Source organism: Amycolatopsis sp. NPDC058986 (genome assembly GCF_042741125.1).
Taxonomy (GTDB): Bacteria; Actinomycetota; Actinomycetes; order Mycobacteriales; family Pseudonocardiaceae; genus Amycolatopsis.
Map to the genome: position 1 here is coordinate 105,581 of NZ_JBHYJW010000016.1, position 24,338 is coordinate 129,918.

General features: G+C 69.0%; 25 protein-coding genes. 13 read left to right on the top strand and 12 right to left on the bottom strand.

The genetic code is table 11. The features are described from left to right. Positions 1-29: 29 nt before the first annotated feature. Positions 30-1,553, bottom strand: coding sequence for a Re/Si-specific NAD(P)(+) transhydrogenase subunit alpha (locus tag ACFW0G_RS16790; RefSeq protein WP_378326173.1), 1,524 nt, complete (start codon positions 1,551-1,553; stop codon positions 30-32). Positions 1,554-2,304: 751 nt separating this feature from the next. Here ACFW0G_RS16790 and ACFW0G_RS16795 point away from each other — a divergent pair. Continuing rightward, entirely contained in the window at positions 2,305-3,111 is an 807-nt protein-coding gene (locus ACFW0G_RS16795; protein WP_378326174.1) for a L,D-transpeptidase, read from the top strand. Between the two features lie 48 nt (positions 3,112-3,159). After that, positions 3,160-3,957: a choice-of-anchor P family protein gene (locus ACFW0G_RS16800; RefSeq protein ID WP_378326175.1), complete on the top strand. Its 798-nt coding sequence runs from the start codon at positions 3,160-3,162 to the stop codon at positions 3,955-3,957. Here the strand turns inward: ACFW0G_RS16800 and ACFW0G_RS16805 are convergent. Then, on the bottom strand, positions 3,947-4,297 hold the full coding sequence (locus tag ACFW0G_RS16805) for a hypothetical protein (protein WP_378326176.1): 351 nt from the start codon (positions 4,295-4,297) through the stop codon (positions 3,947-3,949). The genes ACFW0G_RS16800 and ACFW0G_RS16805 overlap by 11 nt on opposite strands. A gap of 387 nt (positions 4,298-4,684) precedes the next feature. Between ACFW0G_RS16805 and ACFW0G_RS16810 the strand changes: the two genes are divergently transcribed. Next, the gene (locus ACFW0G_RS16810; RefSeq protein ID WP_378326177.1) at positions 4,685-4,849 is read left to right on the top strand and encodes a hypothetical protein; all 165 of its coding nucleotides are present in this window, start codon (positions 4,685-4,687) and stop codon (positions 4,847-4,849) included. Between the two features lie 113 nt (positions 4,850-4,962). Continuing rightward, positions 4,963-5,577, top strand: coding sequence for a TetR/AcrR family transcriptional regulator (locus tag ACFW0G_RS16815; protein ID WP_378326178.1), 615 nt, complete (start codon positions 4,963-4,965; stop codon positions 5,575-5,577). Positions 5,578-5,596: 19 nt separating this feature from the next. On the opposite strand, the gene ACFW0G_RS16820 is transcribed toward ACFW0G_RS16815, so the two are convergent. The 3 genes from ACFW0G_RS16820 to ACFW0G_RS16830 are packed head-to-tail and all read right to left on the bottom strand — an operon-like array spanning position 5,597 to position 7,559. Continuing rightward, the gene (locus ACFW0G_RS16820; RefSeq protein WP_378326179.1) at positions 5,597-7,039 is read right to left on the bottom strand and encodes an MFS transporter; all 1,443 of its coding nucleotides are present in this window, start codon (positions 7,037-7,039) and stop codon (positions 5,597-5,599) included. After that, a complete protein-coding gene (locus ACFW0G_RS16825; RefSeq protein ID WP_378326180.1) occupies positions 7,036-7,380 on the bottom strand; it encodes a VOC family protein in 345 nt (114 codons plus the stop codon). Before ACFW0G_RS16825 ends, ACFW0G_RS16820 begins: the two co-directional genes overlap by 4 nt. Before the next feature lie 14 nt (positions 7,381-7,394). Continuing rightward, complete coding sequence (locus ACFW0G_RS16830; RefSeq protein WP_378326181.1) at positions 7,395-7,559, bottom strand: CopG family transcriptional regulator; 165 nt, start codon at positions 7,557-7,559, stop codon at positions 7,395-7,397. A gap of 155 nt (positions 7,560-7,714) precedes the next feature. Here ACFW0G_RS16830 and ACFW0G_RS16835 point away from each other — a divergent pair, with 155 nt between their 5' ends. Then, positions 7,715-9,094, top strand: coding sequence for an MFS transporter (locus ACFW0G_RS16835; protein WP_378326182.1), 1,380 nt, complete (start codon positions 7,715-7,717; stop codon positions 9,092-9,094). On the opposite strand, the gene ACFW0G_RS16840 is transcribed toward ACFW0G_RS16835, so the two are convergent. Beyond that, on the bottom strand, positions 9,053-10,009 hold the full coding sequence (locus ACFW0G_RS16840; RefSeq protein WP_378326183.1) for a helix-turn-helix transcriptional regulator: 957 nt from the start codon (positions 10,007-10,009) through the stop codon (positions 9,053-9,055). The two genes, ACFW0G_RS16835 and ACFW0G_RS16840, sit on opposite strands and share 42 nt — an antisense overlap. A gap of 343 nt (positions 10,010-10,352) precedes the next feature. Between ACFW0G_RS16840 and ACFW0G_RS16845 the strand changes: the two genes are divergently transcribed. The 4 genes from ACFW0G_RS16845 to ACFW0G_RS16860 all read left to right on the top strand — a co-directional run bounded on the left by ACFW0G_RS16845 (position 10,353) and on the right by ACFW0G_RS16860 (position 13,008). Further along, positions 10,353-10,838, top strand: a complete 486-nt coding sequence (locus ACFW0G_RS16845; RefSeq protein ID WP_378326184.1) for a hypothetical protein — start codon at positions 10,353-10,355, stop codon at positions 10,836-10,838. Positions 10,839-10,851: 13 nt separating this feature from the next. Continuing rightward, a complete protein-coding gene (locus ACFW0G_RS16850; RefSeq protein ID WP_378326185.1) occupies positions 10,852-11,454 on the top strand; it encodes a hypothetical protein in 603 nt (200 codons plus the stop codon). 108 nt (positions 11,455-11,562) lie between these two features. Then, positions 11,563-12,036: a nucleoside deaminase gene (locus ACFW0G_RS16855; RefSeq protein WP_378326186.1), complete on the top strand. Its 474-nt coding sequence runs from the start codon at positions 11,563-11,565 to the stop codon at positions 12,034-12,036. A gap of 9 nt (positions 12,037-12,045) precedes the next feature. Next, on the top strand, positions 12,046-13,008 hold the full coding sequence (locus tag ACFW0G_RS16860; RefSeq protein WP_378326187.1) for an isopenicillin N synthase family dioxygenase: 963 nt from the start codon (positions 12,046-12,048) through the stop codon (positions 13,006-13,008). On the opposite strand, the gene ACFW0G_RS16865 is transcribed toward ACFW0G_RS16860, so the two are convergent. Next, positions 13,005-14,267 carry a diguanylate cyclase gene (locus tag ACFW0G_RS16865; RefSeq protein WP_378326188.1) on the bottom strand — a complete coding sequence of 421 codons (1,263 nt, stop codon included), beginning with the start codon at positions 14,265-14,267 and terminating at the stop codon, positions 13,005-13,007. The genes ACFW0G_RS16860 and ACFW0G_RS16865 overlap by 4 nt on opposite strands. 259 nt (positions 14,268-14,526) lie before the next feature. Here ACFW0G_RS16865 and ACFW0G_RS16870 point away from each other — a divergent pair, with 259 nt between their 5' ends. From ACFW0G_RS16870 to ACFW0G_RS16880, 3 genes are all read left to right on the top strand, one after another. Beyond that, the gene (locus ACFW0G_RS16870) at positions 14,527-15,486 is read left to right on the top strand and encodes a chitinase (protein WP_378326189.1); all 960 of its coding nucleotides are present in this window, start codon (positions 14,527-14,529) and stop codon (positions 15,484-15,486) included. 383 nt (positions 15,487-15,869) lie between these two features. Continuing rightward, complete coding sequence (locus tag ACFW0G_RS16875) at positions 15,870-16,967, top strand: tryptophan dimethylallyltransferase family protein (RefSeq protein ID WP_378326191.1); 1,098 nt, start codon at positions 15,870-15,872, stop codon at positions 16,965-16,967. Positions 16,968-17,045: 78 nt separating this feature from the next. Then, positions 17,046-18,416, top strand: coding sequence for a tryptophanase (locus ACFW0G_RS16880; RefSeq protein ID WP_378326192.1), 1,371 nt, complete (start codon positions 17,046-17,048; stop codon positions 18,414-18,416). 113 nt (positions 18,417-18,529) lie between these two features. Here ACFW0G_RS16880 and ACFW0G_RS16885 read toward each other — a convergent pair whose 3' ends face one another. From ACFW0G_RS16885 to ACFW0G_RS16905, 5 genes are all read right to left on the bottom strand, one after another. Continuing rightward, a complete protein-coding gene (locus ACFW0G_RS16885) occupies positions 18,530-19,084 on the bottom strand; it encodes an ATP/GTP-binding protein (protein WP_378326193.1) in 555 nt (184 codons plus the stop codon). 16 nt (positions 19,085-19,100) lie between these two features. Further along, complete coding sequence (locus ACFW0G_RS16890; RefSeq protein ID WP_378326194.1) at positions 19,101-19,472, bottom strand: DUF742 domain-containing protein; 372 nt, start codon at positions 19,470-19,472, stop codon at positions 19,101-19,103. A 156-nt stretch (positions 19,473-19,628) separates the two neighbouring features. After that, positions 19,629-20,054: a roadblock/LC7 domain-containing protein gene (locus tag ACFW0G_RS16895; RefSeq protein ID WP_378326196.1), complete on the bottom strand. Its 426-nt coding sequence runs from the start codon at positions 20,052-20,054 to the stop codon at positions 19,629-19,631. A gap of 64 nt (positions 20,055-20,118) precedes the next feature. Further along, positions 20,119-22,494 carry a nitrate- and nitrite sensing domain-containing protein gene (locus ACFW0G_RS16900; RefSeq protein WP_378326197.1) on the bottom strand — a complete coding sequence of 792 codons (2,376 nt, stop codon included), beginning with the start codon at positions 22,492-22,494 and terminating at the stop codon, positions 20,119-20,121. Between the two features lie 342 nt (positions 22,495-22,836). Next, positions 22,837-23,367: a helix-turn-helix domain-containing protein gene (locus ACFW0G_RS16905; RefSeq protein ID WP_378326218.1), complete on the bottom strand. Its 531-nt coding sequence runs from the start codon at positions 23,365-23,367 to the stop codon at positions 22,837-22,839. A gap of 70 nt (positions 23,368-23,437) precedes the next feature. Between ACFW0G_RS16905 and ACFW0G_RS16910 the strand changes: the two genes are divergently transcribed. Next, entirely contained in the window at positions 23,438-24,331 is an 894-nt protein-coding gene (locus ACFW0G_RS16910; RefSeq protein ID WP_378326198.1) for an alpha/beta fold hydrolase, read from the top strand. The last annotated feature ends 7 nt before the right edge of the window (positions 24,332-24,338 follow it).

The following is a 24,338-nucleotide window of genomic DNA, read 5'->3' on the forward strand; positions in this document are numbered from 1 at the left end:
TCTCAGTACCGGGTCGGGGACGGCGGCGGTCAGCTGCGGGTGAACATGGCGAGCATGCGGCGGGTCACCGCGAAGCCACCGAAGACGTTGATGGAGGCCAGCAGCGTCGCCGCCACGGCGAGGACGACGACCGTGCCCGCGGTGCTGACCAGGTTCAGCACCGCGCCGACCACGATGATCCCGGAGATCGCGTTCGTCACCGACATCAACGGCGTGTGCAGCGCGTGGTGCACGTGCCCGATCACGTAGTAGCCGATCACGATCGCCAGCGCGAACACCGTCAGATGCGGCAGCAGTGCTGCCGGGGCCAGCGCCGCCAGCCCCAGGAACACCGCGGCGGCGACCAGCACCAGGCCCAGGCGGCGGCCCGCCGGCACGGGCTTCTTGACCGGTTTTTCGGCCGCGGGCTCGGAAGCCGCGGGCGCCGGGGCCGCCGAGACCCGCACCGGCGGGGGCGGCCAGGTCAGCTCGCCGTCCTTGACGACGGTCATCGAGCGGATCACGACGTCGTCGAAGTCGACGACCAGCTTGCCGTCCTTCTCCGGCGTCATCAGCTTCAGCAGGTTCACCAGGTTGGTGCCGTACAGCTGCGACGCCTGCGCGGGCAGGCGGCCCGCCAGATCGGTGTAGCCGAGGATCGTGACCCCGTTGGCGGTGACGATCTTCTCCCCCGCCACCGTGCCCTCGACGTTGCCGCCGTTGGCCGCGGCCATGTCCACGATCACCGATCCCGGCTTCATCGAGGCGACCATCTCCGCGGTGATGATCCGCGGCGCCGGCTTCCCGGGGATGAGCGCGGTGGTGACGATGATGTCGACGTCCTCGCACTGCTTGGCGTACAGCTGGGCCTCGCGCGCCTTGTAGTCGTCGCCCATCTCCTTGGCGTATCCGGTGGCCGAGACCTCGGCCTCGGAGTCCTCGATGGACAGGTACTCCCCGCCGAGGCTCTTGACCTGGTCGGCCACCTCCGGCCGCGGATCCGTCGCCCGCACGACCGCGCCCAGCGAGCCCGCCGCGCCGATCGCGGCCAGCCCGGCCACCCCGGCACCGACGACCAGCACCTTGGCCGGGGCCACCTTGCCCGCCGCGGTCACCTGACCGGTGAAGAACCGGCCGAAGGTGTGCGCGGCCTCCACGACCGCCCGGTACCCCGCGATGTTGGCCATCGAAGAAAGCACGTCCAGCGACTGCGCCCGCGAAATCCGCGGCACCGCGTCCATCGCCAGCGCCGTGATCGGCCGCCGCGCCAGGTCCTCCACCAGTTCCGGCTTCAGCGCCGGGGACAGCAGGCTGACCAGCGTCGCGCCCGGTTTCACCGCCGTCAGCTGCTCTTCCGACGGGGCGTTCACCCCGAACACGACGTCCGCGTCGGCGACGGCACCGATCGTGGCGCCCGCCTCGGCGTAGGCCTCGTCGAAGAACCCCGACGCCAGCCCGGCGCCCGGTTCGACGACCACGTCGTACCCCAGCGCCCGGAGCTTGCCCACCGTCGCCGGGGTGGCGGCCACCCGCGTCTCCCCCGGCTGGGCTTCCTTGAGGACTCCGATCACCATTCCGGCTCCTTGCGAGGTCGCTGCGTCGGGCATCGAGGGCCTCCCGTGCCTAAGCGGCTGCTTAGCGCAGCAGGATAGCCGCGCTCCGTGGCGGAAGTCGACGATTTGTCGCTGTTAACCGGATCACGGGCCTGGAGCGGACGCTGTCCAGGCCCGGGCGGCAAGCGCCCGCCGGGTGGCGCGTCGGACCGGCGCCGAAGCCCGGCCGGACCCACTCCCGCGTGGACGCCGGGGCGCCGAACCTGGCTGACAACGGCGTTTGGCCGCCGAATACCACCGGAATGGTATGTACCATTGCGCGTTACCACCCACCTGACCGTTCCACTCGATCGGATGAAACCGGACAGCAGGCCCACGCCGGCGCGCATTGCCGCCGTCAAACGAGTCATTCCCGGCGCCGCTGGTCACCGGAATATTTGTCATCCTGATCAGCATCCATCCACGCGAAAGACTCAGAAACGTCGACTTTTTAGCCTCGGTGACCCACTAGCAGTACGCCTGTATGTGTCGCTAGTATGCGTGCCTACACCCACCCGGGTGAGAAAACTTGTCGCTCGAAGGGCAGACACGTAGACGTTCCGTTAGCGATTGACAGTCTTTCGAGTTACGCGTGAATATCCCCTAGGCGTGTCGCCCAGGATCCGTTGGCGCGGCGGATCTCGCTGGGCGGGCAAGTGACCATTCGATTCGCGCACTTGGTTACCGCGCTATTCCTTCCTGCGTGAAATCATCCATTCAAGGATCGTGATAGATGGAAATCTGCGCTATTCCGAGTCGTCCCCGGCAGCCGGGACGGAATCGGGCGTGGTTCGTGGTCGCGGCGGTCGCCTGCCTGGCGTTCCTGACCGCGGGGTGCGGCAGTGACACCCCCGAGGCGGCCCCGGCCGCGGTGAGCCGGGAGGACCTGACCGCACTGCCCGAGGCCACCACGTTCGGCTCGGTTCCCGAGGCGGTCAAGGATTCCGGCGCGCAGCCGACCGGAAAGGTCATCCACCCCAAGGAAGACCTGATCGTCTACACCAGTGCCGGCGGGAAGGCGATCGCGAAGCTCCCGTCGATCCAGATGGGTTCGCCGACCTGGGTCCCGGTGATCGCCGAACAGGGTTCCTGGGCCGAGGTGCTGCTGCCGACCCGGCCGAACGCGGCCGCGGGCTGGGTGCATGTCGACGCGGGGAAGACGGAGAACGCGCGGAACGACTACGTCGTCAACGTCGCTCGCGACACGTTCTCCCTGGAACTGCTGCAATCCGGCAAGAAACTCGGCCAGTGGACGATCGGCACCGGCAAGCCGGAGTACCCGACCCCGCAGGGGCGGGCGTACATCCTCGCCTCGATCGCGGAAACCGTGAACAAGTACAGCCCGATCGTGCTCCCGTTGAGCTTCCACTCGGACTCGCACCAGACCTTCGGCGGCGGGCCGGGCACGGTCGGCATCCACACCTGGCCGGACGACAGCTTCGTCGGCAAGGCCACCAGCGACGGCTGCATCCGGGTGCCCAAAGACGCGCTCGACGCACTCGTCAAGGTTCCGCTCGGCACGATCGTGAACATCACGTAGCCGCGGCGGTTCCGCTTCACCTCCCCCGAGAAACCGTTATCCTCCACCGTGAAAGGCACCCCATTGTCCAAGAGCAAGACCGTCGCCGGTGGCGTCGGCGCGCTGACCGCCGTCCTCGCGACCGGAACCCTGCTCGCCCCCGCGGCGAGCGCCACCGAGCACGAGGACAACTCCGCCTACGCGATCGCCGCGAGCGGGCTGCTGAAGATCGACCCGCTGCCCTCCGTGCGCGGTTCGGCGGGCTTCGACCAGAAATCGGTCGCCGAGTTCTCGCTGCCGGGCGGGATGTTCACGCTGAACGTGCTCAACGCCCAGGCGGGCAAGGACTTCGCCAAGGCGAGCATCAAGGACGTCAGCGTGAACCCCGGCGTACTGATCCACTCGGACAAGCCGCTGCTGACCGCCTCGGCGATCACCAGTGATTGCAAGGACGGCAAGGCTTCCTCGTCATTGGCGAAGGCGTCGATCGGCGGTACCAAGCTGGACGCGGCCGCCGCCCCGAACACCACGATCAGCGTGCCCGGCCTGGCCTCGGTCACCCTGAACAAGCAGACGAAGAACAAGGACGGCTCGATCACGGTCACCGCGATCGAGATCGGCGTGGACGGCATCCAGAAGCTGAGCCTGGCCTCGGCGACCTGCACGCCCGAGGCTGACGGCGACGGTGGCACCTCGACCACCGCGCCCCCCGAACCGACGAAACCGGCCGACAAGCCCACTTCGCCGAGCAAGCCCTCGGACGACCAGGGCGGCAACGAGGACAAGCCCGCCGGCGACAAGCCCGACGCGAACGGCAAGGCCCCGGCCCCGACCCCGGTCCCGGCCCACCTCGACGTCACCGGCTGACCGGCGCTGACACCCCAGTGGCCTCCGCCCACCCCTGGCGGAGGCCACTGGCGCGGAGAAGACGCGAAGCGCGCAGTTCAGCCGCGAATGGGGCGTCCCATCCACCAATTGCCCGGCGCTTCCGGATCCGCGCTGGACCAGAACTCACCTCGTGCCAGATCTTCAGATAGGCGTCGATGATCTTCCGCTCCGCGGGCGTTCCCGGCTCGTACCCGAGCGACAATGCCGCCCGCTGCCCCATCACCACATGATCGTTTTCGGTGAGCCGGCCATCCCCGTCCACGTCCAAACCGTCGAACCCGCGACCGATCTTGATCGCCAGAAAATCGGAAACCGACATGGAACCCTCCCCGCGCACTTCTCGAAAGCAGGCCCGAAACGACGATAGCCCGCATCAACCACGGCACCCTTCACCCAGATGGGGCGGGTTGGCCGAATCCAGCAGCGGCGGCCCCGGAAACGTCCTTCCCCCACGCGAGTGAAGATGACCGGCCACCGCGACGCAGGTGCCGTTCCCCGCGCGGCGCCGCCTCTGCCATCCGGGTGAGCCTCGCTCGCGGACGCCCGTCCGGCGGTCCTACCCATGGTGTGCACACACCACGGTTTCCCGGCCGCGCCCCCCCACTTGTGAGGGACCGGCCCGGACTTTCCGGACACCCGGCGGCCCGTGCGGACCCGGCGCGCGGACGAGCACCCACGCACGCGCTGTCGGGCAGGATGCCGTGCCATGGGAGATCGCGGAAAACACGAGGCAGCGCCGGCGGACACCGGCCGGGCACACGAGGAGCCGACACCGATCTACCACGCGGTCACCTCGGCGGTGCGCGCCGGTCCGGACGCCACGACAGCGAGGGACGACGGCCCGGCGGACGACCGGGACGGCGAGCACTGACCAGCCCGCGTACCGGTTCCCGCAGGCCGTTAAGCGATTGCTTAGTAGGATGGGAGTGATCGCGGCGGCGGCAAGCGCGCCCGCCGACGTGCCGGCTCTGGAAGGATCCGCGGATGACCATGTCCCTGTCGGCCGAGCTGTGGCCGGACGTGCAACCGGAGACGGCACGGCGGCTGATGCTGGCCGGCGTCGAATCCTTCGCCCAGCGCGGGTACCACGCCACCACCACCCGGGACATCGCGAGCGCCGCCGGGATGAGTCCCGCGGCGCTGTACGTGCACTTCCCGTCGAAGGCGGCGCTGCTGTTCGCGATCAGCCGCAGCGGCCACGAGCAGACGCTGTCGGTCGTGCAGAGCGTCGTCGCCAAGGTCGCCGACCCGGTGGAGCGGATCCGCCGGATCGTGGAGGACTTCGTGGCCTGGCACGCCCGGCGGCACACGGTCGCCCGCGTCGTGCAGTACGAGCTGCACGCGCTGCCGGACGAGGAGTTCGAAGTGGTCGCCGACCTGCGGCGCAAGATCGAGCGCATCGTCCGCGACGTGATCACCGAAGGCGCCGGGGCGGGCGTCTTCACCGTCGGCGACCCGCGCACCGCGGCCAGGGCCGTGCTGTCCCTCGGCGTCGACGTCGCCCGCTGGTACACCGAGCGCTCCCGCAAGACCCCGAAGGCGCTCGGCGAGGAGTACGGGGAGCTCGTCCTCCGCATGCTCGGCACGAAGGTAGCCTGAGTCACATACCAAGCGGTCGCTAACTAGCCACCGCCTTCGGCGCATCGACCCGGCCACGGACGGCGGAGCACACGGCGGCCAGCGCCATGATGCCCATCATGGCGTAGAACGCCGCGCTGAGCCCCTTGGTGAAGGTCGTGGCGAGCTCGCCGTGCAGCCTGGTGGTGCCGACGAAGATGGCGAACGCCAGATCGCGCGGGATGGCGTACGAGGCGACCACGATCGCGGTAGTGAACGAGAAGACCATCCCGATACTGGAGAACGTCCGGAGCACCCCGGAAGCGATCCCCAGCCACTCCGGCGGAGACGCCGTCATCACCGCGGAACTGTTGGCGGGATAGAAGAAACTGCCCCCGATCATGATGACCACGTTGCCGATCGCGGTGAGCCACAGGCTGCTGGTCGTGGTCATCTGGGCGAAGATCACCAGCGCGACGACGGAGATCCCCAGCCCGGCGGTCGCCGGGATCACCGGGCCGAGGCGATCGGCCAGCCGCCCGGCGTACGGCCCCGCCGCCGCGCCGAGTACATACCCCGGCACGAGCAGCAGGGACGCGTCGACCGGGTCGAGACCGCGTGGCCCCTGCAGGTACATGATCACGAGGAAGAGCACGGCGAAGCTGCCGAGTCCCTGGAACAACGCGGCCAGCAGCGAAGGGGCCATGGCGGGAATCCGGAACAGCGACAGATCCAGCGTCGGGTCCTTCTGCCGCAGTTCGATGAACACGAACGCCACCAGGAGTACGACGCCGCCGGCCAGGCACGCGATCATCGTCGCGTCCAGCGGTCCGGTGGCGAGCCCGGTCATCGCCCACAACACCCCGAAAAGGCCCGCCCCCAAGGTGATCCCGCCCAGCGGATCGAATCGGCGGCGCCGCCGTTCGCCCCGGTCCCGCAGCACCCGGAGGGCCAGCACCAGCGCGACGACGCCGATCGGCACGTTGATCCAGAAGATCCAGCGCCACGACACGTAGGTCACGATGACGCCGCCGAGCAGCACGCCGATCACCGAACCGAGCGAGAACCCGACGGCGTTGAACCCGTAGGCGCGGCCGCGTTCGGACGGCGGGTACAGCTCGGCGATGACCGCGCCGCTGTTGGCGGCGATCAGCGCGGCCCCGATCCCTTGGACCACGCGGGAAACGATGACGGTCGGCGCGTCCCACGACAGCGCGCACAGCACCGAGCCGAGCACCAGGATCGCGAACCCGGCCTCGTACATCCGCACCCGGCCGAACATGTCGCCGAGCCTGCCCAGCTGGGTGGCGAGCACCGTGACCACCAGCAGGTAGCTGACGACCACCCAGGTGACCGAGGCCAGCGAAACGCCGAGACCGCTTTGGATCGCGGGCAACGCGAGGACCACGATCGTGCCGTCGACCCCCGCGATGAGCACCCCGACCATCACCACGAGCATGCCGAGACCGCGCCGCGGCACGGTCTCCCCCAGTGTCGTGGTCATTTCTTGAGCGGCGCTTCGACGCTCCACCGGCGGCCGTCCGGATCACGCACGACCATCCGCTGGGTTCCCCAGTGCGTTTCCTCGAACGGGGTGACCACCTCGACGATCGGGTCGGGACGGAACGCGTCGGCGTCCTCGACCCGTAGCACCAGCTGGGCCTCGGGCTCCTGGTCCTCGGGGACCTCGGCGACGACGAAATACGGCCCCTCCTCGTGCCGGAGCGTCCCGGACCCGTGGTCGGTGGCGAACTCGACCTTGTAGCCCAGCGCCTCCAGGAACTTGGCCGTCTTCCCCCAGTTGTGCGTGTGCAGGTAGACGCCTTCGACACCCTTGGTCGTCATGTCCTTCTCCTCTTTCACGAACGGTCTTCGTCTTGCTGCCCATGGGCGGCGAGGTGAGCGCGCAGCGCCTCGGTGACCAGCGCCGAGAGCGACATCTCGTGATCGATCGCGAAGTGCTTCACCTGCCTGATCAGGTCCACGGGCAGATAGACGTTGAACTGCTTCACTTCGGCACCCATGCAAGCATGCTAGCAATCTAGTTTGCTCGCCGCCATCAGGGTGACGCGGTATCCGGTCGGTATCGAGAAAGTGCGCTGAGACGTTGACCACATACCGAGCGGTTGCTTACTTTGCCCGGACCACGAAGTCCCTGCTTCGGACGAAGGGCGCGAACATGACGGACCCCGCCGCCAGCCTGTCGATCAAACAACGCCGCCGGGCCGCGACCGCGGCCTCACTCGCCGCTTCGGTCGAGTGGTACGACTACTTCGTCTTCGGCATCGCCGCCGCGCTCGTGTTCGGGAAGACCTTCTTCCCCGCCGCGAACCCGGCGGCCGGTGTCCTCGCCTCCTTCGCGACCTTCGCGGTCGGCTTCCTCGCCCGGCCGGTCGGCGGGATCATCGCCGGCACGCTGGGCGACCGGCGCGGCCGCAAACCCGTGCTGGTACTGGCCATCGCGGTGATGGGCCTGGCCACGACCGGCATCGGCCTGCTGCCGACCTACGCCTCGATCGGCATCGCGGCCCCGCTGATCCTCGTACTGCTGCGGCTGGTCCAGGGCATCGCGGTCGGCGCGCAGTGGGGCGGCGCGATGCTGCTGGCCACCGAGTACGCGCCGCCCGGCAAGCGCGGGCTCTACGGCAGCCTCGTCCAGCTCGGCGTGCCGATCGGCGTGGTGCTCGCGAACTCCGTCTTCCTCATCGCCTCGCGCGTCGCGCCGCCCGCCGACTTCCTGTCCTGGGCGTGGCGGCTGCCGTTCCTGGTCGGCGTTCTCGTGCTCGTGCTGGCCTGGTACATCCACGCCCGCGTCGAGGAGACCCCGGAATACCGTGCGGCGGAAGCGAAACTGGCCGCGCAGCAGCGCGCGTCCTCGCCACTGCGCGACATCCTGCGCCACCATCTCGGCACCGTGCTGCTCGCCGGTGGCTCCTTCGCCGTCAACACCGCGACGTTCTACATCCTGCTCACCGGCACACTCGACTACGCGACGCGCGACCTCGGCATGTCCCGCACCACCGTGCTCACCGCGACGCTGATCATCAGCACCACCCAGCTGGCCGTGATCCCGTTCGCGGCGGGACTTTCCGACCGGATCGGCCGGATCCGGATCTACGCCTTCGGCGCGGCCGGGCTGCTGCTGTGGGCCGTCCCGATGTTCCTGCTCATCGACACGAAGTCGTTGCTGTGGTTCGTGGTGGCCAGCTTCGTCGGCAGCCTGTTCCTGAGCATCATGTACGGGCCGCAGGCCGCGCTCTTCGCCGAGCTGTTCACGGCGAAGATGCGCTACACCGGCGCGTCGCTCGGCTACCAGATCAGCGCGGTCGCCGGCGGCGGGCTCGCGCCGTTCGTCATGGTGCTGCTGCTCGAATCCACCGGGACGTCGATGTCGGTGTCGGCCTACATCATCGTGCTTTCGGTCATCTCGCTCGCCTCGATCGCGGTCCTCGCCCGCCGCGCCCGCGCCGCCGGGCCCGAAGTCCCGGAGCAGGCCACGGACGAACCGGAGATCCCGTCAGCGGATCGCTCGCGCGAAGCGGTCGGCGACCAGCCGTAGCCGTTCGACGAGTTCGGGCGGGGCCTCCTCCACGACGAAGTCGAAATCCCAGTGGGCCAGGTGGAACGGCACGGGATCCAGTCCCTGCGCCCCGGTCCGCACCCGGCAGCTGCCCTCGTCGATCGCCTCGACGGTCCCCACCGCGGGGCCGACGCGCTCGGCGACCACGGCCGCCGGCGCGGCCACCCGCAGCACGAGCTGATGCGGATAGGGCGCCGAGCTGATCGCCCGCGTCACGTACGCGGCGAGATCCTCGGCGGGTGGTTCACGCGGGGTGAACCGGAACCCCGGCACCGGGACGCCGTCGACGCGGTCGGCCCGGAACGTCCGCCAGCCGTCCCTGCCGACGTCGAACGCCACGAGGTACCAGCGCCGCCCGGTGTGCACCAGCCGCAGCGGTTCCACCTCCCGCTCGGTGACCACGCCGTCGCGGTCGCCGTAGCCGAACCGCAGCCGCTGGTGGTCGCGGCACGCGGCGGCGACGGCCGTCAGCACCTCGGCATCGATCACCGGCCCTCCCCCGCCCAGTGAAACCGTGGCCGCGCGCACCCCGCTCACCCGGTGCCGCAGCCGCGCCGGGAGCACCTGTTCCAGCTTGGCCAGCGCGCGCACCGACGACTCCTCGATCCCGGCCACCGTGCCGTTCGCGGCCGTGCGCAGTCCCACCGCGACCGCCACCGCCTCGTCGTCGTCCAGCAGCAGCGGCGGCAGCGCGGCACCCGCACCCAGCCGGTACCCGCCGGCGACACCGGACGTGGCGTGCACCGGGTAGCCGAGGTTCCGCAGCCGCTCGACGTCCCGGCGGACGGTGCGGACGTCGACGCCGAGCCGGTCCGCCAGCTCCGGGCCCGGCCAGTCCCGCCGCGCCTGCAGGAGGGACAGCAGCCGCAGCAACCGCTCCGAGGTCGTGTACATGCCCGCAGTCTGACAGCACAGCCACGGAGTCCCGTCGAGACACTCACCGCGCGGTTTTAATGTCGCGAACGACGCGTAAGGGACATTGAGTGTCCTCTACGCGTCGTTCAGGACGTAACACGTCACCGGCACCACGGTATTGTTGCCCACCACGATCGGGGAACCGCTCACCGAACTGTCCCCTTTTGTCATGAGCGACTGTTCATACGCACCGTTTTCCCGTGTCGGAAAATCTCTTAATCCCAGTCTGGACCGCGACGGATTTTCTCCCTAGAGTCGGCGCCGTCACGGTGATCGACCCAGGTCACGAGGTATCCGCCTCGTGGAAAGGAGCCTGCCCGCGATGAGGATTTCCCCGGGAAAGACCGGAAGAAAGCGAATGGCGGTGCTGGCCGGCTCCGCCGCCGTTCTCGCCATGACGCTGACCCCTGCCGCCTCCGCCGCGCCCGCGGCGGAACACTGCGTCTACTCGGCCGGTTCGAAGAATCTCAGCTGTTACCGGAGCGTCTCCGAAGCCACCGTCCACGGCAGACAACTGGCGAGCGTTTCCGGTGACGTCATCGGCGCGACGGTGTTCGATCAGCCGAGTTACGGCGGCGCTTCGCTGACCATCACCGTCCCGAAACCGTGCGTCAAGGACGACAAGGTCGACTGGTGGCTCGATCTGCAAGGGTTCTGGCGCAAGCGGATCTCCTCGGTGCAGTCCTGGGCGAACTGCTGGGTTTGGCTCTACCGCGAGGACAACTCCCGCGAGGGCCCGTACACCGGGAACGTCCCGGACGTGGGAAGCCAGATCGACAACCAGGCCGTCACCGTCGGCCTCAGCTGAGACGAGGAGAGAAATGCGCAATACCACCAGAAAAGCGGGAATCCTCGCGGCGAGCCTCGCCGCCGTCGCGGCCACGGCGGCGGCCCCGGGTATCGCGGCGGCGTCCACTCAGGACGAGCCGACCGTCCGGCAGCTGCTCGACCAGTGCAACCAGGGCCGCACCGACGTGTGCGACTTCCACCCGTCCGGTTCCCCGCAGGTGTACCGGGGTCAGTACCAGCTCGCCGGTGGCGCGACGAACTGCTCCGGGAGCAACTCGACGCGGGTCATCCGCTGGGAGTCCTCCCAGAGCACGACGAACAGTATCGGCGTCGAGATCAGCGCCAACGTCAAGATCGGGAAGAGCTTCGAACTCGGCTTCAAGGCGTCGTACGGGCACGAATGGACCTGGTCGAGCACGAAGGCCGACGAGATCCGGCAGGACGTCGGTCCGCGCCAGGCGGTGAACATCTACGCCGCGCCGATGCGCACCAAGGTCCGCGGTACCTACGAACTGCACTTCGGCAGCCCCTACTACGGCCACTACTACTGGTACGTCAACAACGTCGAGATCGACGGACCGGACAGCAACCCGGCGTGGGACACCCGCGCCCAGTCCACGAACGCCAACTGCTGACCCGCGTTCCCTCAGGAGGGGCACGCCCGCCTCGACCGGACGTGCCCCTTGGCGCAGGCCGGCCCCCACCGGCTTGCCAGCGGCTCCCCGGCACCGGAGAGTGGGCACATGCAGGAACTCGACCCCGCGCCACTGCTCGCCGTCGCCCGTGAGGAAGCCCTGCTGGGCAAGTCCGAGGGCGGGGTGCCGATCGGCGCCGCCCTGTTCACCACCGGCGGCGCGCTGCTCGGCCGCGGGCACAACCGGCGTGTCCAGGACGGCGACCCCTCGATGCACGCCGAGACCGCGGCGTTCCGCGCCGCCGGGCGCCGCCCGCACTACCGCGACACGATCATGGTCACGACACTCTCGCCGTGCTGGTACTGCAGCGGACTGGTCCGGCAGTTCGGTATCGGCCACGTCGTCATCGGCGAAGCCACGACGTTCCACGGCGGCCACGACTGGCTCGCCGAAAACGGCGTCGGGATCACCCTGCTCGACGACGCCGAGTGCGTCGCGCTGATGACCGCGTTCATCGCCGAGCACCCGGAACTGTGGTTCGAGGACATCGGCGTCGAAGAATCCATTTCGGACAGTCACTGAGGGGCCGCCATGCCGTCGTCCGTTCCGCTCGTCGACCTCTCCCCCTGGTTCGAGGGCACCCCGTCCGGCCGCGCCGCGGTCGCCGCCGAACTCGACCGCGCGCTGCGGGATTCGGGTTTCCTGCTCGTCACCGGTCATGGCGTCCCCGACGAACTGCGCGCCAGGACTCGGGAACTGGCACGCCGGTTCTTCGCGCTGCCCGAAGACGTCAAACAGCGGTACGCGGTTTCCGTGGGCGGTCGTGGCTGGCTGCCGCCGGGTGCCGAAGCGAACGGCTACGCCGAAGGCACCGAGACCCCGCCGGATCTCAAGGAGTCGTACTCGTCCGGCGCCGACACCGGCGTCGGAAACCCGGCCATCGACGGTTTCTGGTTCCAGCGCAATGTCTGGCCCGCCGAGGTCCCGGAACTCGAGGCCGCCGCGAACGAGTACATGGCACGCATGCGCGCCCTTTCGGACGAACTGCTGACGGCGTTCGCCGTCGCGCTTTCCCTGGAGGTAGACCACTTCACCCGGCACACCGGCCACCCGACGTACACCTTCAACGTCAACTGGTACCCGCCGATGACCCACGTCGGAACGCCGGCGCCGGACCAGTTCCGCATCGGCCCGCACACCGACTTCGGGACCGTGACCGTGCTCGACCGCCAGGCCGGGCTGGGCGGGCTGCAGGTCTGCACGTCCGACGGGCGATGGGAGGACGCGCCGTTCGACCCGGCGGCGTTCACCGTCAACATCGGCGACCTGATGGCCCGCTGGACCGGCGGCCGCTGGCGCTCCACCCGCCACCGCGTCCTCCCGCCCGACGCGAACGCCCCCGACGAGGACCTGGTGTCGCTGATCTTCTTCTACGAGACCGATCACGACGCCCGCATCACCTCACTGGGCCCGCCGATCGGCCACACGGCGTATCCGGACGTCATCGCCGCCGACTACCTCCGCGAAAAGCTCGACGCCATCACCGTCGGCTAAGCGGCCGGACCGGTCTCGGCACACACAGTCCGATTCCGCCCGGACCGCTTCGCGCGGCCCAGCGCTCCCCGCGCCGCCGCGAGGACATCGTCAAGAGTGTCCCCGTCACCGGGAAGCGCGGCCACCCCGATCGACACGGTCGTCCCGGCGAACTGCGGCGCGTCGCCCGCCGACTTGAGCGAAACGGCGGTGGCCGCCACCCGCAGCCGCAACCGTTCCGCGATGGCCAGCGCGTCGAACCGGCCGGTGGCGGGCAGCAGGACCACGAACTCCCCGCCACCCGAACGTCCGACGAGATCGGCCGAACGGACCTCGGCACGCAGGGCGTCGGCGACCGCGCGCAGCACGGCGTCGCCGATCCCACGGCCGTGCCAGTCGTTGAGCTGACCGAAACGGTCGAGGTCCAGCAGCAGCGCGGCCGCGCCGGGACCTCGCCGCAGCCGGGCGGCCTCCGCTTTCGCCGCCTCCCGCCAGGATTCGGCGGTGAGCACCGCGGTGAGCGAGTCGAGCGTGACCTCTCCGCGCCCCCGGGCAGGCGAACCGCGGTGCAGGACCACGACGGCACCGGCGAGCAGCGGCACCAGGAGCGGGGCACCCACCAGCACCACAGCGAGGACGACACCCAGCGCGACCATCGCCGCGTCGAAGGCGTACCCGGACGGCGCCGCGGCGCCGAGCACGCGCACCAGAGCGGCATTGACCAGGAAGAACACCAGGCCCGACGCGAAAATCAGCCCGACGACGCGGGAATCGGCGCCGATCCCGGACAGCGGATCGCCCACGGTGAGACCGAGGAACGCGGACGCGAGCACCGCCGCGCAGACCGTCGCGGCCACACCGAAAACCTGCCGGTGCGGCAGCCGGCGACGCACGCGGAGCCAGCGATACGCGCCCGAGATCACGACCAGCCCGGCGGCGGGCCCTGGCGGCAGGATCAGCACACCGGCGAAGATCCACGGAAGGTCGATGCCGGAGTCAAGGACGTCCACCCGAACCCGCTCGACTGTCCGGCACAGCTCCGCGCAGACCAGTAATCCGGCGAGGAGCACGACGAACGGCAGCAGGACCGGCCGAGACGGCGGGAACCGGACTGCGGCGAGCGCGGTGCCCGCCACGGCCACGACGTCGACGGCGAGGAGATACCAGACCAGCCCGCGGCGCGGCAGCCGCCACAGCGCCCAGTCCGCGGCCCCGGCGATCAGCGGGACCCGGCCGCGACGGCGCCCGTTCCCGGCTGCCATCGCGGATTCCCCCACCATCACGGCAAAGTAGCCGGTCGCCCCGGCTGGTGTCACTCCGCCTTCAGGGGCATCTGTCCTGGTCACACCGCCACGCGCCGCAGCCGGGCGGGCACGTCGAGTACGCGGCTTCCCTCTCATCGGGAGCGTTGACAAGCACATTGGTCTAGTCCACGGTGTGTGAGCACACAGTGACCTCCTGCTGATCCCGCCGCATCAGGCACCGGAGGCGCTCCACCCCAGCACGCCCGTCGAGGTGCGTGAACTCGTTGGAGGGCCTATGAAAACCCTGCGTCGCCTGGCCACCCTCGCGGCTGCCGCCGGTGCGGCGGCCGTCACCGCGGTCGGCCTCGCCCCCGCCGCGAGCGCGGCCCCGGATCCCGTGCTCGCCTCGCCCTACCTCTACCAATGGGGCGGTCAGACGAGCGCCTCCGCGGCCATGTCCGCGACCGGCGTGAAAGCGTTTACTCTCGCGTTCATGCTGTCGGACGGCGGCTGCACCCCCAAATGGGACGGCACCCGCGCGCTGACCGGCTCGGACGCCACGATGATCAACCAGATCCGGTCCGCGGGCGGGGACGTCATCCCCTCCTTCGGCGGCTGGTCCGGCACGAAGCTCGGCGCCAAGTGCAGCTCGGCGAGCGCGCTCGCCGGCGCGTACCAGAAGGTGATCGACGCCTACAAGCTCAAGGCCATCGACCTCGACATCGAGAACACCGACGAGTTCGAGAACGCGGCGGTGCAGGACCGCATCCTCAACGCCGTCAAGCTCACCAAGCAGAAGAATCCCGGGCTGCGCGTGGTGATCACCATCGGCACCGAGACCACCGGCCCGAACACCTGGGGCAAACGGCTCATCAACCAGGCCAAGGCGATCGGCGCGAACGTCGACGTGTGGTCGGTCATGCCCTTCGACTTCTCGAACGGCGGGGACATGGCCGCGCACACGAAGAGCGCGGTCGACGGGTTGAAGAACCAGCTCAAGACGACGTTCGGCTGGAACGACGACGTGGCCTACCGGCACAGTGGACTGTCCTCGATGAACGGCAAGACCGACAACGCGGGAGAAGTCGTCACGGTCGCGAACTTCAAGGCGATCCGGGACTACGCGGCCGGTCACCACCTGGCCCGGTTCACCTTCTGGGCCACCAACCGCGACTGCTCCGGCGGCGGCGAATGCAGCGGGATCTCCCAGGGCAAGTACGACTTCACCAAGATCGTGGCAGGCTACACCGGCTGAGACCCGCCGCGCGGGGCCGTACCTGACGCGTCGCCCGGCATGTCAGGCACGGCCTCGCGCGGCCTCCGGACACGTGTTCTTGGTCACATCTTCCCCGAAGATCGCGAGCCACAATGGACACCGTCCGTGCACGACGGGGTCCGGCGACGACAGACCGCCGGGTCCACTAGCGACAGTTCGTCATTCTGTCCAGATGATGTTCAGGTGAACTTGCCGAGGCGAACGCACGCTGGGGAACCACGTGATCATCACGACGTCCCGGCGCCTGGGGTAGCGCTTCGGAGAATGCACCGTTTAATCTCGTGACGACCTCGAAACCGCGCCACCGGATCACGGCGGCGCGGTCCGGGCCGACAGCACGAATGAGCGGTGAGCGCACTACCATGGCCAGAGCGGGTGTGTCGACAACGGATTTGTCACTCTACGAACACACCGGCGGACAACTTGACCGGCTTTGCCGGGTGGCCGGTTTCGACGGAAAGGACCGGCGGCATCTGGAACTGCTCGAAGGTTTACTCGGACCCGGCGGCGAAAACAGCGTCGCGACGCCACCGGGGTGGAATTCGAACGTAGCCGACGACACTACCCCGATCGAATTCTCCCTCGCTTTCGACGCGACCGGCGAATACGTGGTGAGAGTACTCGGGGAAAACGTCGGGGCCAGAACACCGGGCGAGTTCCTCGGGACCGTCGCGGAACCGTACCGGCTCGACACCCGCAGGCTGGACGCGATCGCCGACCTGTTCCTCCCCCACGAGGAACGGCAGGGCCCGTTCACGATGTGGTACTCGCTGATCTTCCGGCCCGGCCACGAACCCAAGATCAAGGTCTACCTCAATCCGCAGATCAGCGGTCCCACCATGGCTGATTCCCTGGTCAACGAGGGTTTCCGGCGGCTGGGCATCGACGCCGCCTTCGATCCGGTCATCGAGCACGCACTGCCCCGCGGGGAACTGGACAACTTCGCCTTCTTCGCGCTGGACCTCGACGGCGGCCCGCTGTCACGGGTCAAGGTGTACGTCTCGCACGAGGCCGCCGAGTCCGCCGACGTCGAGCGTGCCGCCGAGCTCGTACCCGGCGTCGACCCGTTGCACATCCGCGAATTCTGCGCCGTGCTCGGCGGCGGAAAAGGGCCGTTCGAGGGGCGGCCGCTCATCTCGAGCTATTCCTTCGTCGAGGGAGACGAAGGCCGTCCCAGCAATTACAGTCTCTACCTCCCCATTCGAAGCTACGTCCCCGACGACGAAGTGGCCCGCGCCAGGGTACTGGCCATCATGGCGCAGTACGACCTCGATGGAACGATACTGGACAAAGCCATCGACGCGGTCACGGAAAGGCCACTGAGACACGGCGTTGGTCTGATCGCGCACGTTTCGCTTCGGTTAGGAGATATCGGCGCCGGAATTACCGTATATCTGTCCTCCGAGGCCTATCAGGTCATGCCACCGGGGCGCCGCACCTTGCTCGGCGAACCAAGCTGACAACGTTGACAACCTGCCACCCCGTTCCCGCCAATTAAGACTCCGTCTATTACAGCCTCCGTTTATTAAGGAACTGAATTGCACACCTTCCCGCCCTATCGCGCCCAGGTCGTCGCCGAAATCCCGATCACCACCCGCGCGGAGCGGGAACGCGCGCTCGCCGAGGCCGGCTACAACGCGTTCAACCTGCCGGCGAACATGGTCACCATCGACCTGCTGACCGACTCGGGCACCGGCGCGGTGTCCACCGCCCAGGAGGCCGCCGCGGCCGCCGCGGACCGCTCGTACGCCGGTTCCGATTCCTTCCACCGCTTCCGTACCGCGCTGAGCGAGCTGACGCACTACCCGTACGTCCTGCCCGTCCACCAGGGCCGGGCCGCGGAGCGCGTCCTGTTCTCGAGCGTGCTCGCGGCGGGCAGGATTTCGCTGAGCAACACGCATTTCGACACCACGAGGGCGAACGTCGAGCTGCTGGGCGCCGAGGCGCGGGACCTGCCGTGCGCCGAGTTCGCCGATCTGGACAGCGACGAGCCGTTCAAGGGCAACATCGATCTCGACGCCGTGGAGCGGCTGCTGACCGGTCCGGAGAAACACCGGATCGGCATGGTGCTGATCACCATCACGAACAACGGCGGCGGCGGGCAGCCGGTGTCGATGGCCAACCTCACCGCGGCGAGCAGGCTGTGCCGCGCGCACAACGTGCCGATTTTCCTCGACGCCGCGCGGTTCGCCGAAAACGCCTGGCTGGTGACCCAGCGGGAAAGCGCTTACCAGGGCCGCACGCCCCGCGAGGTCGCCGAAGAGGCGTTCGGCCTCGTCGACGGCTGTGTCGCCAGCCTGAAGAAGGACGGCATCTCCCCCATGGGCGCGTTCATCGGGCTGAACGACGGCGAACTGGCGCAACGCTGCGAAACGAACCTCATCGCCACCGAGGGGTTCCGGACCTACGGCGGTCTCGGCGCACACGACCTCGACCGCGTCGCCAAGGGTGTGCTCGAGGTGCTCGACCCGAACTACCTCGCCGCCCGCGCGGCGGACGCCGCACGGCTGGCCGAGCAGGCCGCCGCCGCGGGCGTGGACATCGTGCGCCCGGCCGGGATCCACGCGCTCTACCTCAACGCCGGGCGGCTGCTGCCGCACATCCCGGCGAACCGGTTCCCCGGGCACTCGCTGGCCTGCGAACTGTATCTGGCGGGCGGGATCCGGTGTGTCGAACTGGGTTCGCTCTACCTTGGCACCCTGGACGACGACAACGAACTCGTGACGCCCGCGCCGTTCGAACTCGTCCGCGTCGCCCTCCCACGCCGGGTCTACACGCAGGCCCACTACGACTACGTCGCCGACGTACTCGCCGACATCGCCAAAAACCCGGAACAAGTCCCCGGCTACCGCATCGTCGAGGCCCCGAAGATCCTGCGCCACTTCAACCTCCGCATGGCCCCCGCCTGACCCCACCAGCGAACTCACGTACCCGGATGGTCGGATGGCGTCCCCAGGGAGTCGGTTCGTGAACCGACTCCCTGGGGACGTGAACCGACCTTCCCAGTACGCGAGCCGACGTTCTAGGCGCGTACCGGGGCGGCGGCCATGGCGTGTTTCACCAGGCGGATCAGCACGATCTTGCTGGAATCGCGGTCGCGCGCGTCGCACATCACGATCGGCACCCGGTCCGGGATGACGAGGGCCTCGCGGACCTCGTCGGCGGTGTAGCGGGGCGCGCCGTCGAAGCAGTTCACCGCGACGATGAAGGGAATCTTGCGGCGTTCGAAGAAGTCGATGGCGGCGAAGCTGGATTCCAGCCGCCGGGTGTCCACGAGCACGATGGTCCCGATCGCGCCGCGCGCCAGGTCGTCCCACATGAACCAGAAGCGTTCCTGGCCCGGGGTGCCGAACAGGTACAGCACGTGCCGCGTCGAGATGGTGATCCGGCCGAAGTCGAGCGCGACGGTGGTGGTCTTCTTGCGGTCCAATCCGGACAGATCGTCGACGCCGTCGCTGGCTTCGGTCAGTACCTCCTCTGTGGACAGTGGCGGGATCTCGCTGACCGAACCGACCAGCGTCGTTTTCCCCGCCCCGAACCCACCGGCCACGATGATCTTGACCGGCACGGGGATCATGTCCATCCCCTTGCCCTCAGAGCTTGATGAGGCCATCGAGCACCGCCTGAAGAGTCTCGTGGTCCGGCGCGTGCAACGGCTGCCGCGACGGGGAACGGGTGAGGACGAGGCCGCGTTCGATCAGGTCACCGCACAGCACCCGGACGACGCCGAGCGGCAGCTTCACGAACACCGCGATTTCCGCGACCGACAACGGTTCGCGGCACAACCGCACGATCGCGGTGTGCTCGGGCCCCAGCCCCACCGGCTCCTGCGCGGACTTCAGCGTCATCACCTGGGTGGACAGGTCGAGCCACGCCTGCTCGGACGGCGTCCGGCCGCTGGTGATGGTGTAGGGCCGTACCAGCGGCCCGGCGGCCTCGTCGTACCAGCTGATCTCGCCGCTCATGCGATCGCCTCGCTCCGCGAGACAGTGTTCAATCCCTTTTGGCGCATGACATCCATGGTTCGCTCGCAAGCGTCGCTCACGCGATCGCCTCGCTCCGCGAGACAGTGTTGAATCCCTTTTGGCGCATGACATCCATGGTTCGCTCGCAAGCGTCGCTCACGTGGCCTCCCGCAGCACCGTAGCGGCCTCGCGCGGGCCGATGGTCAGATAGTCGCCGACCCGTTTCACCAGGCGGCTCATCTCGTAGGCGATCATCTCGACGTCGGTGTTCTCCCCGGCGAGCACGGCGAGGCAGGCGCCCTGCCCGGCGGCGGAGACGAAGAAGTACCCGCGCTCCATCTCGATCATGTTCTGCAGCACCTGCCCGCGGTTGAACTGCCTGCTCACCCCCTTCGCGAGGCTCTGCAGGCTCGACGCGATCGCCGAGAGCTGGTCCGAGTCGTCCTTGCTCATCCCCGCCGACTTGCCCATCAGCAGCCCGTCGGCGGACAGCACGATGGCGTTCTGCACGCCGACGACACGGCTGACGACGTCGTCGAGAAGCCAGTTGAGATCGGGTTTGGAGTTCCCGTACTCGTTCATGCGAACAGACCTTGACTTTCCTCTGTGGACGTTCCTTTGTGGACTTTCCGGGGTGCCCGCGGCGCTAGGCTTCGTCGGTCTCGGCGCGCCCCCTGCGAGTTCCCTTGTGGAAGGCGGTCAACGTGCGCGCGGTCGCCTCGCTGGCGCCACCCCCGTCGAACAAGCCGCCCTCGTCGGGATCGTCCTGGAGCTGGGCGACGAGATTCTGCTGCGGTTCGCGCCGGGGCAGCCGGGGCCGATCGTCGGCGGATTCCGCGCTCGCGGCGTCCGGTGCGGCGTCGCTCGCTTCGGCAACGGAAGCATCGGGCGGGGTCAGCGCGTGTGCCGGGTAAGGCCGTGGCTTCGTCTCCCGCACCACCGGGATCTGGCCGGTGAACGAATGGGATTCGCGCTCCCGCTTCCGTGGGGTGGGACTCGGGGCGCCCACCGGCTCGACGACCACGGTGTCCTCCTGCGTCGATCCGTTCCCCGGCTCCGCTCCGTCCGGTTCCTCCGGTTGTTCCCCGGCAAGGTGCCGGGTGGGGACCAGGACCGTGGCACGGGTGCCGCCGTAGCGCGAGATGTCGAACGTGACGGTGATCCCGAGCCGGGATGCCAGGCGTGCCACCACGAACAACCCGAGGCTGGAGTCCGCGCGCAGGGCCATCGCGTCGAATTCGGGGGCCTCGGCCATCATCGCGTTGGCCCACTCGCGGATGCCTTCCTTCATGCCGAGCCCCTGATCGGAGACGTCGACCACTACGCCGCGGGCGACCTCCCGGCTGGTCACCTCGACCGGGGATCCGGGCGGCGAGAACGACGTGGCGTTGTCGACCAGCTCGGCGATCAGGTGAATGGTGTCGGCGACGGCCGACCCGACGATCGCGACGTCCGCGACCTGGTCGACCTGGACCCGGGAGTACTGCTCGGTTTCCGACACCGCGGCGCGCAGCACCTCCATCAGGGACACCGGTTTGCGCCAGCGGCGGCCGGGCTGCTTGCCGCCGAGGATGATCAGGTTCTCGGTGGTGCGGCGCGCACGGGCGGCGAGGTGGTCGAGCTGGAACAGCGAGGCCAGCTGGGTCGAGTTCTCCTCCCTGCTCTCCATCTCGTCGAGGATCTGCAGCTGCCGGTGGACCAGGACCTGGTTGCGGTGCGCGATACCGAGGAACACGTTGTGCACACCGCTGCGAGCCTTCGCCTCGCTCGCCGCCGCGTTGACGGCGGTCAGCTGGGCGACGTTGAACGCCTCGGCCACCTGGCCGATCTCGTCGCGGCCGTGGTCGAGCCGGGGCAGTTCCTCCGACAGATCGACGGGTTCGCCGTTCTTGAGCCGGTCCACGATGCCGGGCAGGCGGTTGCGGGCGAGGTCGAGCGAGTCGGCGCGCAGGCGTTCGAGACGCGTCATCAGCGCGCGGTCGACGAGCGAGCGGGACACCCGCACCGCGACGATGATCGCCGCGAGCGAGGCGAGCAGCGCGATCACACTGCCGATGATCGCGTTGCGCAGCTGGGCGTTCCCGTCGTCGATCGCGGCGGCGGAGACCTTGTCGGCCTGCCCGATGGTCAGATCGGTGAGGGCGCGGGAAACCTGGGTGGTCGCACTGTCCCAATCGGACTCGGTGACCGGCACGGTGTTCTGCTCGCCGCGTGCCCACGGGCCGTGTTTGACCAGGAGGTTTTCGCTGTTCTCCAACCGTTTCCAGGCGTCGCTCGCCACCAGCGCCTGGTAGCGGTCGCGCATTTCCGGTTCGAGGAACGGCGCGATCTGGCTCAGCTGGGTGCGGTAGAAGCCGGACAGCTGGGTGAACTGGAGGAAGTCGTCGGGGGCGAACGTGCCCGCCGTGAAAGCCGAGGACACCAGCGACGTCTCGCGCGACATCAGGTCGCCGGCGCGGAAGACCGAGGTCGCGGAGATCGCGCCCTGCACCGCCGTGGCGTCGGGCACGACGCGCGCCTGGGTGTCGAACAGGTTCGCCGCGGTGTCCAGCACGCCGTTGTAGTAGCCGTTGACCTGAGCGCGGTCGATGCTGCGGAAGCCGACCTGCGAGCGCAGCACCGGCAGCTGCTCGAACTGGCGCTTCAGCGCGGTGACCTTGGTGGCGATCTCGTCGGGCGCGGTGGAAATCGCCGAGTCCAGCGCCGCGCGCAACCCGTCCAGCTTCTCGTCGGTGCTCTTCTGCTGTGCCTGCAACCGCGACTGGCCGCCGGCGGGATTGTCCAGGTAGCGCAGGGCGGCCTGGCGTTCCTGTTGCAGCGACGACAGCGCGGTGACCGCGGGGATCGACACCTCGCGCACGGACACCGCGACCAGCCGCACATACAGGCCGTTGATGAAGAAGTACGACGAGACCGCGGTCCACAGCACCAGCAGCGTCACACTGGGGATGAGAACAGTGCGCGTAAGCCTCTTGCGGATCGACTTGTCGTATGCCTTGCCGGACTCATCTTTACTCTGCACGAGGGCTCACGAACTCCTGAGTCGCGGTAGGCGAAAAGTCGGGACACAGCCGGGAATCCGGGTACGACGGCGGATGGGGGCTGCCGCGCTCACGACTTCTCGCCTCACCCTTCGCCTTGCCACGGAACGGATCGGGGCCCGTTTTTTATCATGATCCACGAGGCCGTGGTGGTCCGGTTCCGGCCCTGGGCCTGCGGGGGAAGGGGCGTTGACAGTTCTTGTCCGCCCGCCGTCCGCGTTTGTCGTGGTACCGGAGCTGAACAGAAAAGATCTCCCGCGATCGCTGGGCCGAACGAGTGAGGGCGAGATCACTGCTCCGCCATCCGGCGGGTCGCGCCGCGGTCAGGACGGCGGCCCCGGCTCCGCCGGGAAGAAGATCGGCGCGAGCAGGTGCCGGGTCCGTCCCGTTCGCGGCCGGTTGCCGACCCGCGCCGCGATGGCCGCGCGGACCTCCGCGGTCAGGCTCGCGCGTTCCTCCTCGTCGAGCCAGAGCGAGAACTGCTTGTACGAGACGCCGTCGGTGAACGGGTCGGCACCGTCGCGGGCGAGATAGACGTCGAACTCGGCGAGCAGCGACGCGACGACCGCGGCGAGCCCGCGCCGGTGCTCGTCGGCGGTCATCCGGGCGGCCTCCTCGGCGGGGATGACCGCGTGGCCGCGCCGGAGCCGGTAACTGCGCTCGACGGCGCCGCGGATCCGTTGCTCGCCTGCCACTTCGACCAGGCCGCCGTCGGCGAGCAGCGCAAGCTGCCGGTAGACGGTCGCCCTGGACACGTCGGGGAGCCGGTCGCAGAGTTGCGCGGTGGTGAAGACCCGCTCGTCGGCGACGGCCTGCACGATGCGCAGCCGGACCGGGTGCAGGAGCAGCGTCATGGTGTCCACGCGGCAATGATCTCATAACTGATATCATTCTCACCATCGAGATCAATGAGGGAGGGACCCGATGTCGCCACAGCACCCGCCCATCGGCCGGTACTACCGCGTGCACGGCAGGCAGCTGATGCTCGACCGGGCGGGGGAAGGCGCGCCGAGCGTGGTGTTCCTGCCCGGCGCCGGGCTCACCGGCCTGGACTACTGGAACCTGCACCGGCGCCTCGCCGGGCACACGACGTCGGTGCTCTACGACCGCGGCGGCACCGGCTGGAGCGAGGCGGCGAACTGGCCGCGCACCGCGGCCCAGGTCGTCGACGAACTGGTCGAACTCCTGGGCACAGCGGAAATCCCGGTGCCGTACGTGCTGGTGGGCCACTCCCTCGGCGGTGCGTACGCCCGCCGGTTCGCGCAACGTCACCCGGAGCTCGTCGCCGGGCTGGTGCTGCTCGAGCCCCTGCACGAGGACTGGGACCGGGTCATGCCGGAGCCGCTGCGCCTGTCCACCCAGGCTCCGGCGAGCGAGTCCATGCCGGAGTTCACCGACGAACTGGTCGAGCACTTCCGCGGCATCTTCGCCAGGGCCTTCGCGGAATGGCCGGACGAACTCCGCGAGCAGGCGGTCACCCGGCATCTCGACCCCGCCCTGCTGCTGCGCGGCATGGAGGAGAATCGGACCGCCCTCGCCGTCACCGGGGAACTGCGCGACGGCGGGCCGGTTCCCGACGTTCCGCTCGCCGTCGTCACCGCGCTCGGCATCGACCCCGGCCAGGCGCTGTTCCTGTCGGAGGAGGACCTCGCCGCGCAGAATGACGCGAAGCTGCGTCTCTACGGCGAAGTGGCGGCGCCCGGCGGCAAGCACGTGGTCCTGGACAGCGGCGGGCACAGCTCGCTGCACACCGACCGGCCGGACGACGTCACGCGGGCGATCCTCGACGTCCTCGCCGCCGCCGGGGAGCGCCCGTGACGGGTCG

Bases quoted from the DNA above. Each gene is read 5' to 3' on its own strand.
- ACFW0G_RS16830 (WP_378326181.1), bottom strand. From the start codon at position 7,559: ATGGGTGCCGAAGTGAAGCAGTTCAACGTCTATCTGCCCGTGGACCTG.
- ACFW0G_RS16815 (WP_378326178.1), top strand. From the start codon at position 4,963: ATGACCATGTCCCTGTCGGCCGAGCTGTGGCCGGACGTGCAACCGGAG.
- ACFW0G_RS16905 (WP_378326218.1), bottom strand. From the start codon at position 23,367: ATGACGCTGCTCCTGCACCCGGTCCGGCTGCGCATCGTGCAGGCCGTC.
- ACFW0G_RS16835 (WP_378326182.1), top strand. From the start codon at position 7,715: ATGACGGACCCCGCCGCCAGCCTGTCGATCAAACAACGCCGCCGGGCC.
- ACFW0G_RS16810 (WP_378326177.1), top strand. From the start codon at position 4,685: ATGGGAGATCGCGGAAAACACGAGGCAGCGCCGGCGGACACCGGCCGG.
- ACFW0G_RS16895 (WP_378326196.1), bottom strand. From the start codon at position 20,054: ATGAACGAGTACGGGAACTCCAAACCCGATCTCAACTGGCTTCTCGAC.
- ACFW0G_RS16855 (WP_378326186.1), top strand. From the start codon at position 11,563: ATGCAGGAACTCGACCCCGCGCCACTGCTCGCCGTCGCCCGTGAGGAA.
- ACFW0G_RS16825 (WP_378326180.1), bottom strand. From the start codon at position 7,380: ATGACGACCAAGGGTGTCGAAGGCGTCTACCTGCACACGCACAACTGG.
- ACFW0G_RS16865 (WP_378326188.1), bottom strand. From the start codon at position 14,267: ATGGTGGGGGAATCCGCGATGGCAGCCGGGAACGGGCGCCGTCGCGGC.
- ACFW0G_RS16805 (WP_378326176.1), bottom strand. From the start codon at position 4,297: ATGTCGGTTTCCGATTTTCTGGCGATCAAGATCGGTCGCGGGTTCGAC.
- ACFW0G_RS16820 (WP_378326179.1), bottom strand. From the start codon at position 7,039: ATGACCACGACACTGGGGGAGACCGTGCCGCGGCGCGGTCTCGGCATG.
- ACFW0G_RS16890 (WP_378326194.1), bottom strand. From the start codon at position 19,472: ATGAGCGGCGAGATCAGCTGGTACGACGAGGCCGCCGGGCCGCTGGTA.
- ACFW0G_RS16885 (WP_378326193.1), bottom strand. From the start codon at position 19,084: ATGATCCCCGTGCCGGTCAAGATCATCGTGGCCGGTGGGTTCGGGGCG.
- ACFW0G_RS16875 (WP_378326191.1), top strand. From the start codon at position 15,870: ATGGCCAGAGCGGGTGTGTCGACAACGGATTTGTCACTCTACGAACAC.
- ACFW0G_RS16870 (WP_378326189.1), top strand. From the start codon at position 14,527: ATGAAAACCCTGCGTCGCCTGGCCACCCTCGCGGCTGCCGCCGGTGCG.
- ACFW0G_RS16910 (WP_378326198.1), top strand. From the start codon at position 23,438: ATGTCGCCACAGCACCCGCCCATCGGCCGGTACTACCGCGTGCACGGC.
- ACFW0G_RS16790 (WP_378326173.1), bottom strand. From the start codon at position 1,553: ATGGTGATCGGAGTCCTCAAGGAAGCCCAGCCGGGGGAGACGCGGGTG.
- ACFW0G_RS16845 (WP_378326184.1), top strand. From the start codon at position 10,353: ATGAGGATTTCCCCGGGAAAGACCGGAAGAAAGCGAATGGCGGTGCTG.
- ACFW0G_RS16860 (WP_378326187.1), top strand. From the start codon at position 12,046: ATGCCGTCGTCCGTTCCGCTCGTCGACCTCTCCCCCTGGTTCGAGGGC.
- ACFW0G_RS16840 (WP_378326183.1), bottom strand. From the start codon at position 10,009: ATGTACACGACCTCGGAGCGGTTGCTGCGGCTGCTGTCCCTCCTGCAG.
- ACFW0G_RS16850 (WP_378326185.1), top strand. From the start codon at position 10,852: ATGCGCAATACCACCAGAAAAGCGGGAATCCTCGCGGCGAGCCTCGCC.
- ACFW0G_RS16795 (WP_378326174.1), top strand. From the start codon at position 2,305: ATGGAAATCTGCGCTATTCCGAGTCGTCCCCGGCAGCCGGGACGGAAT.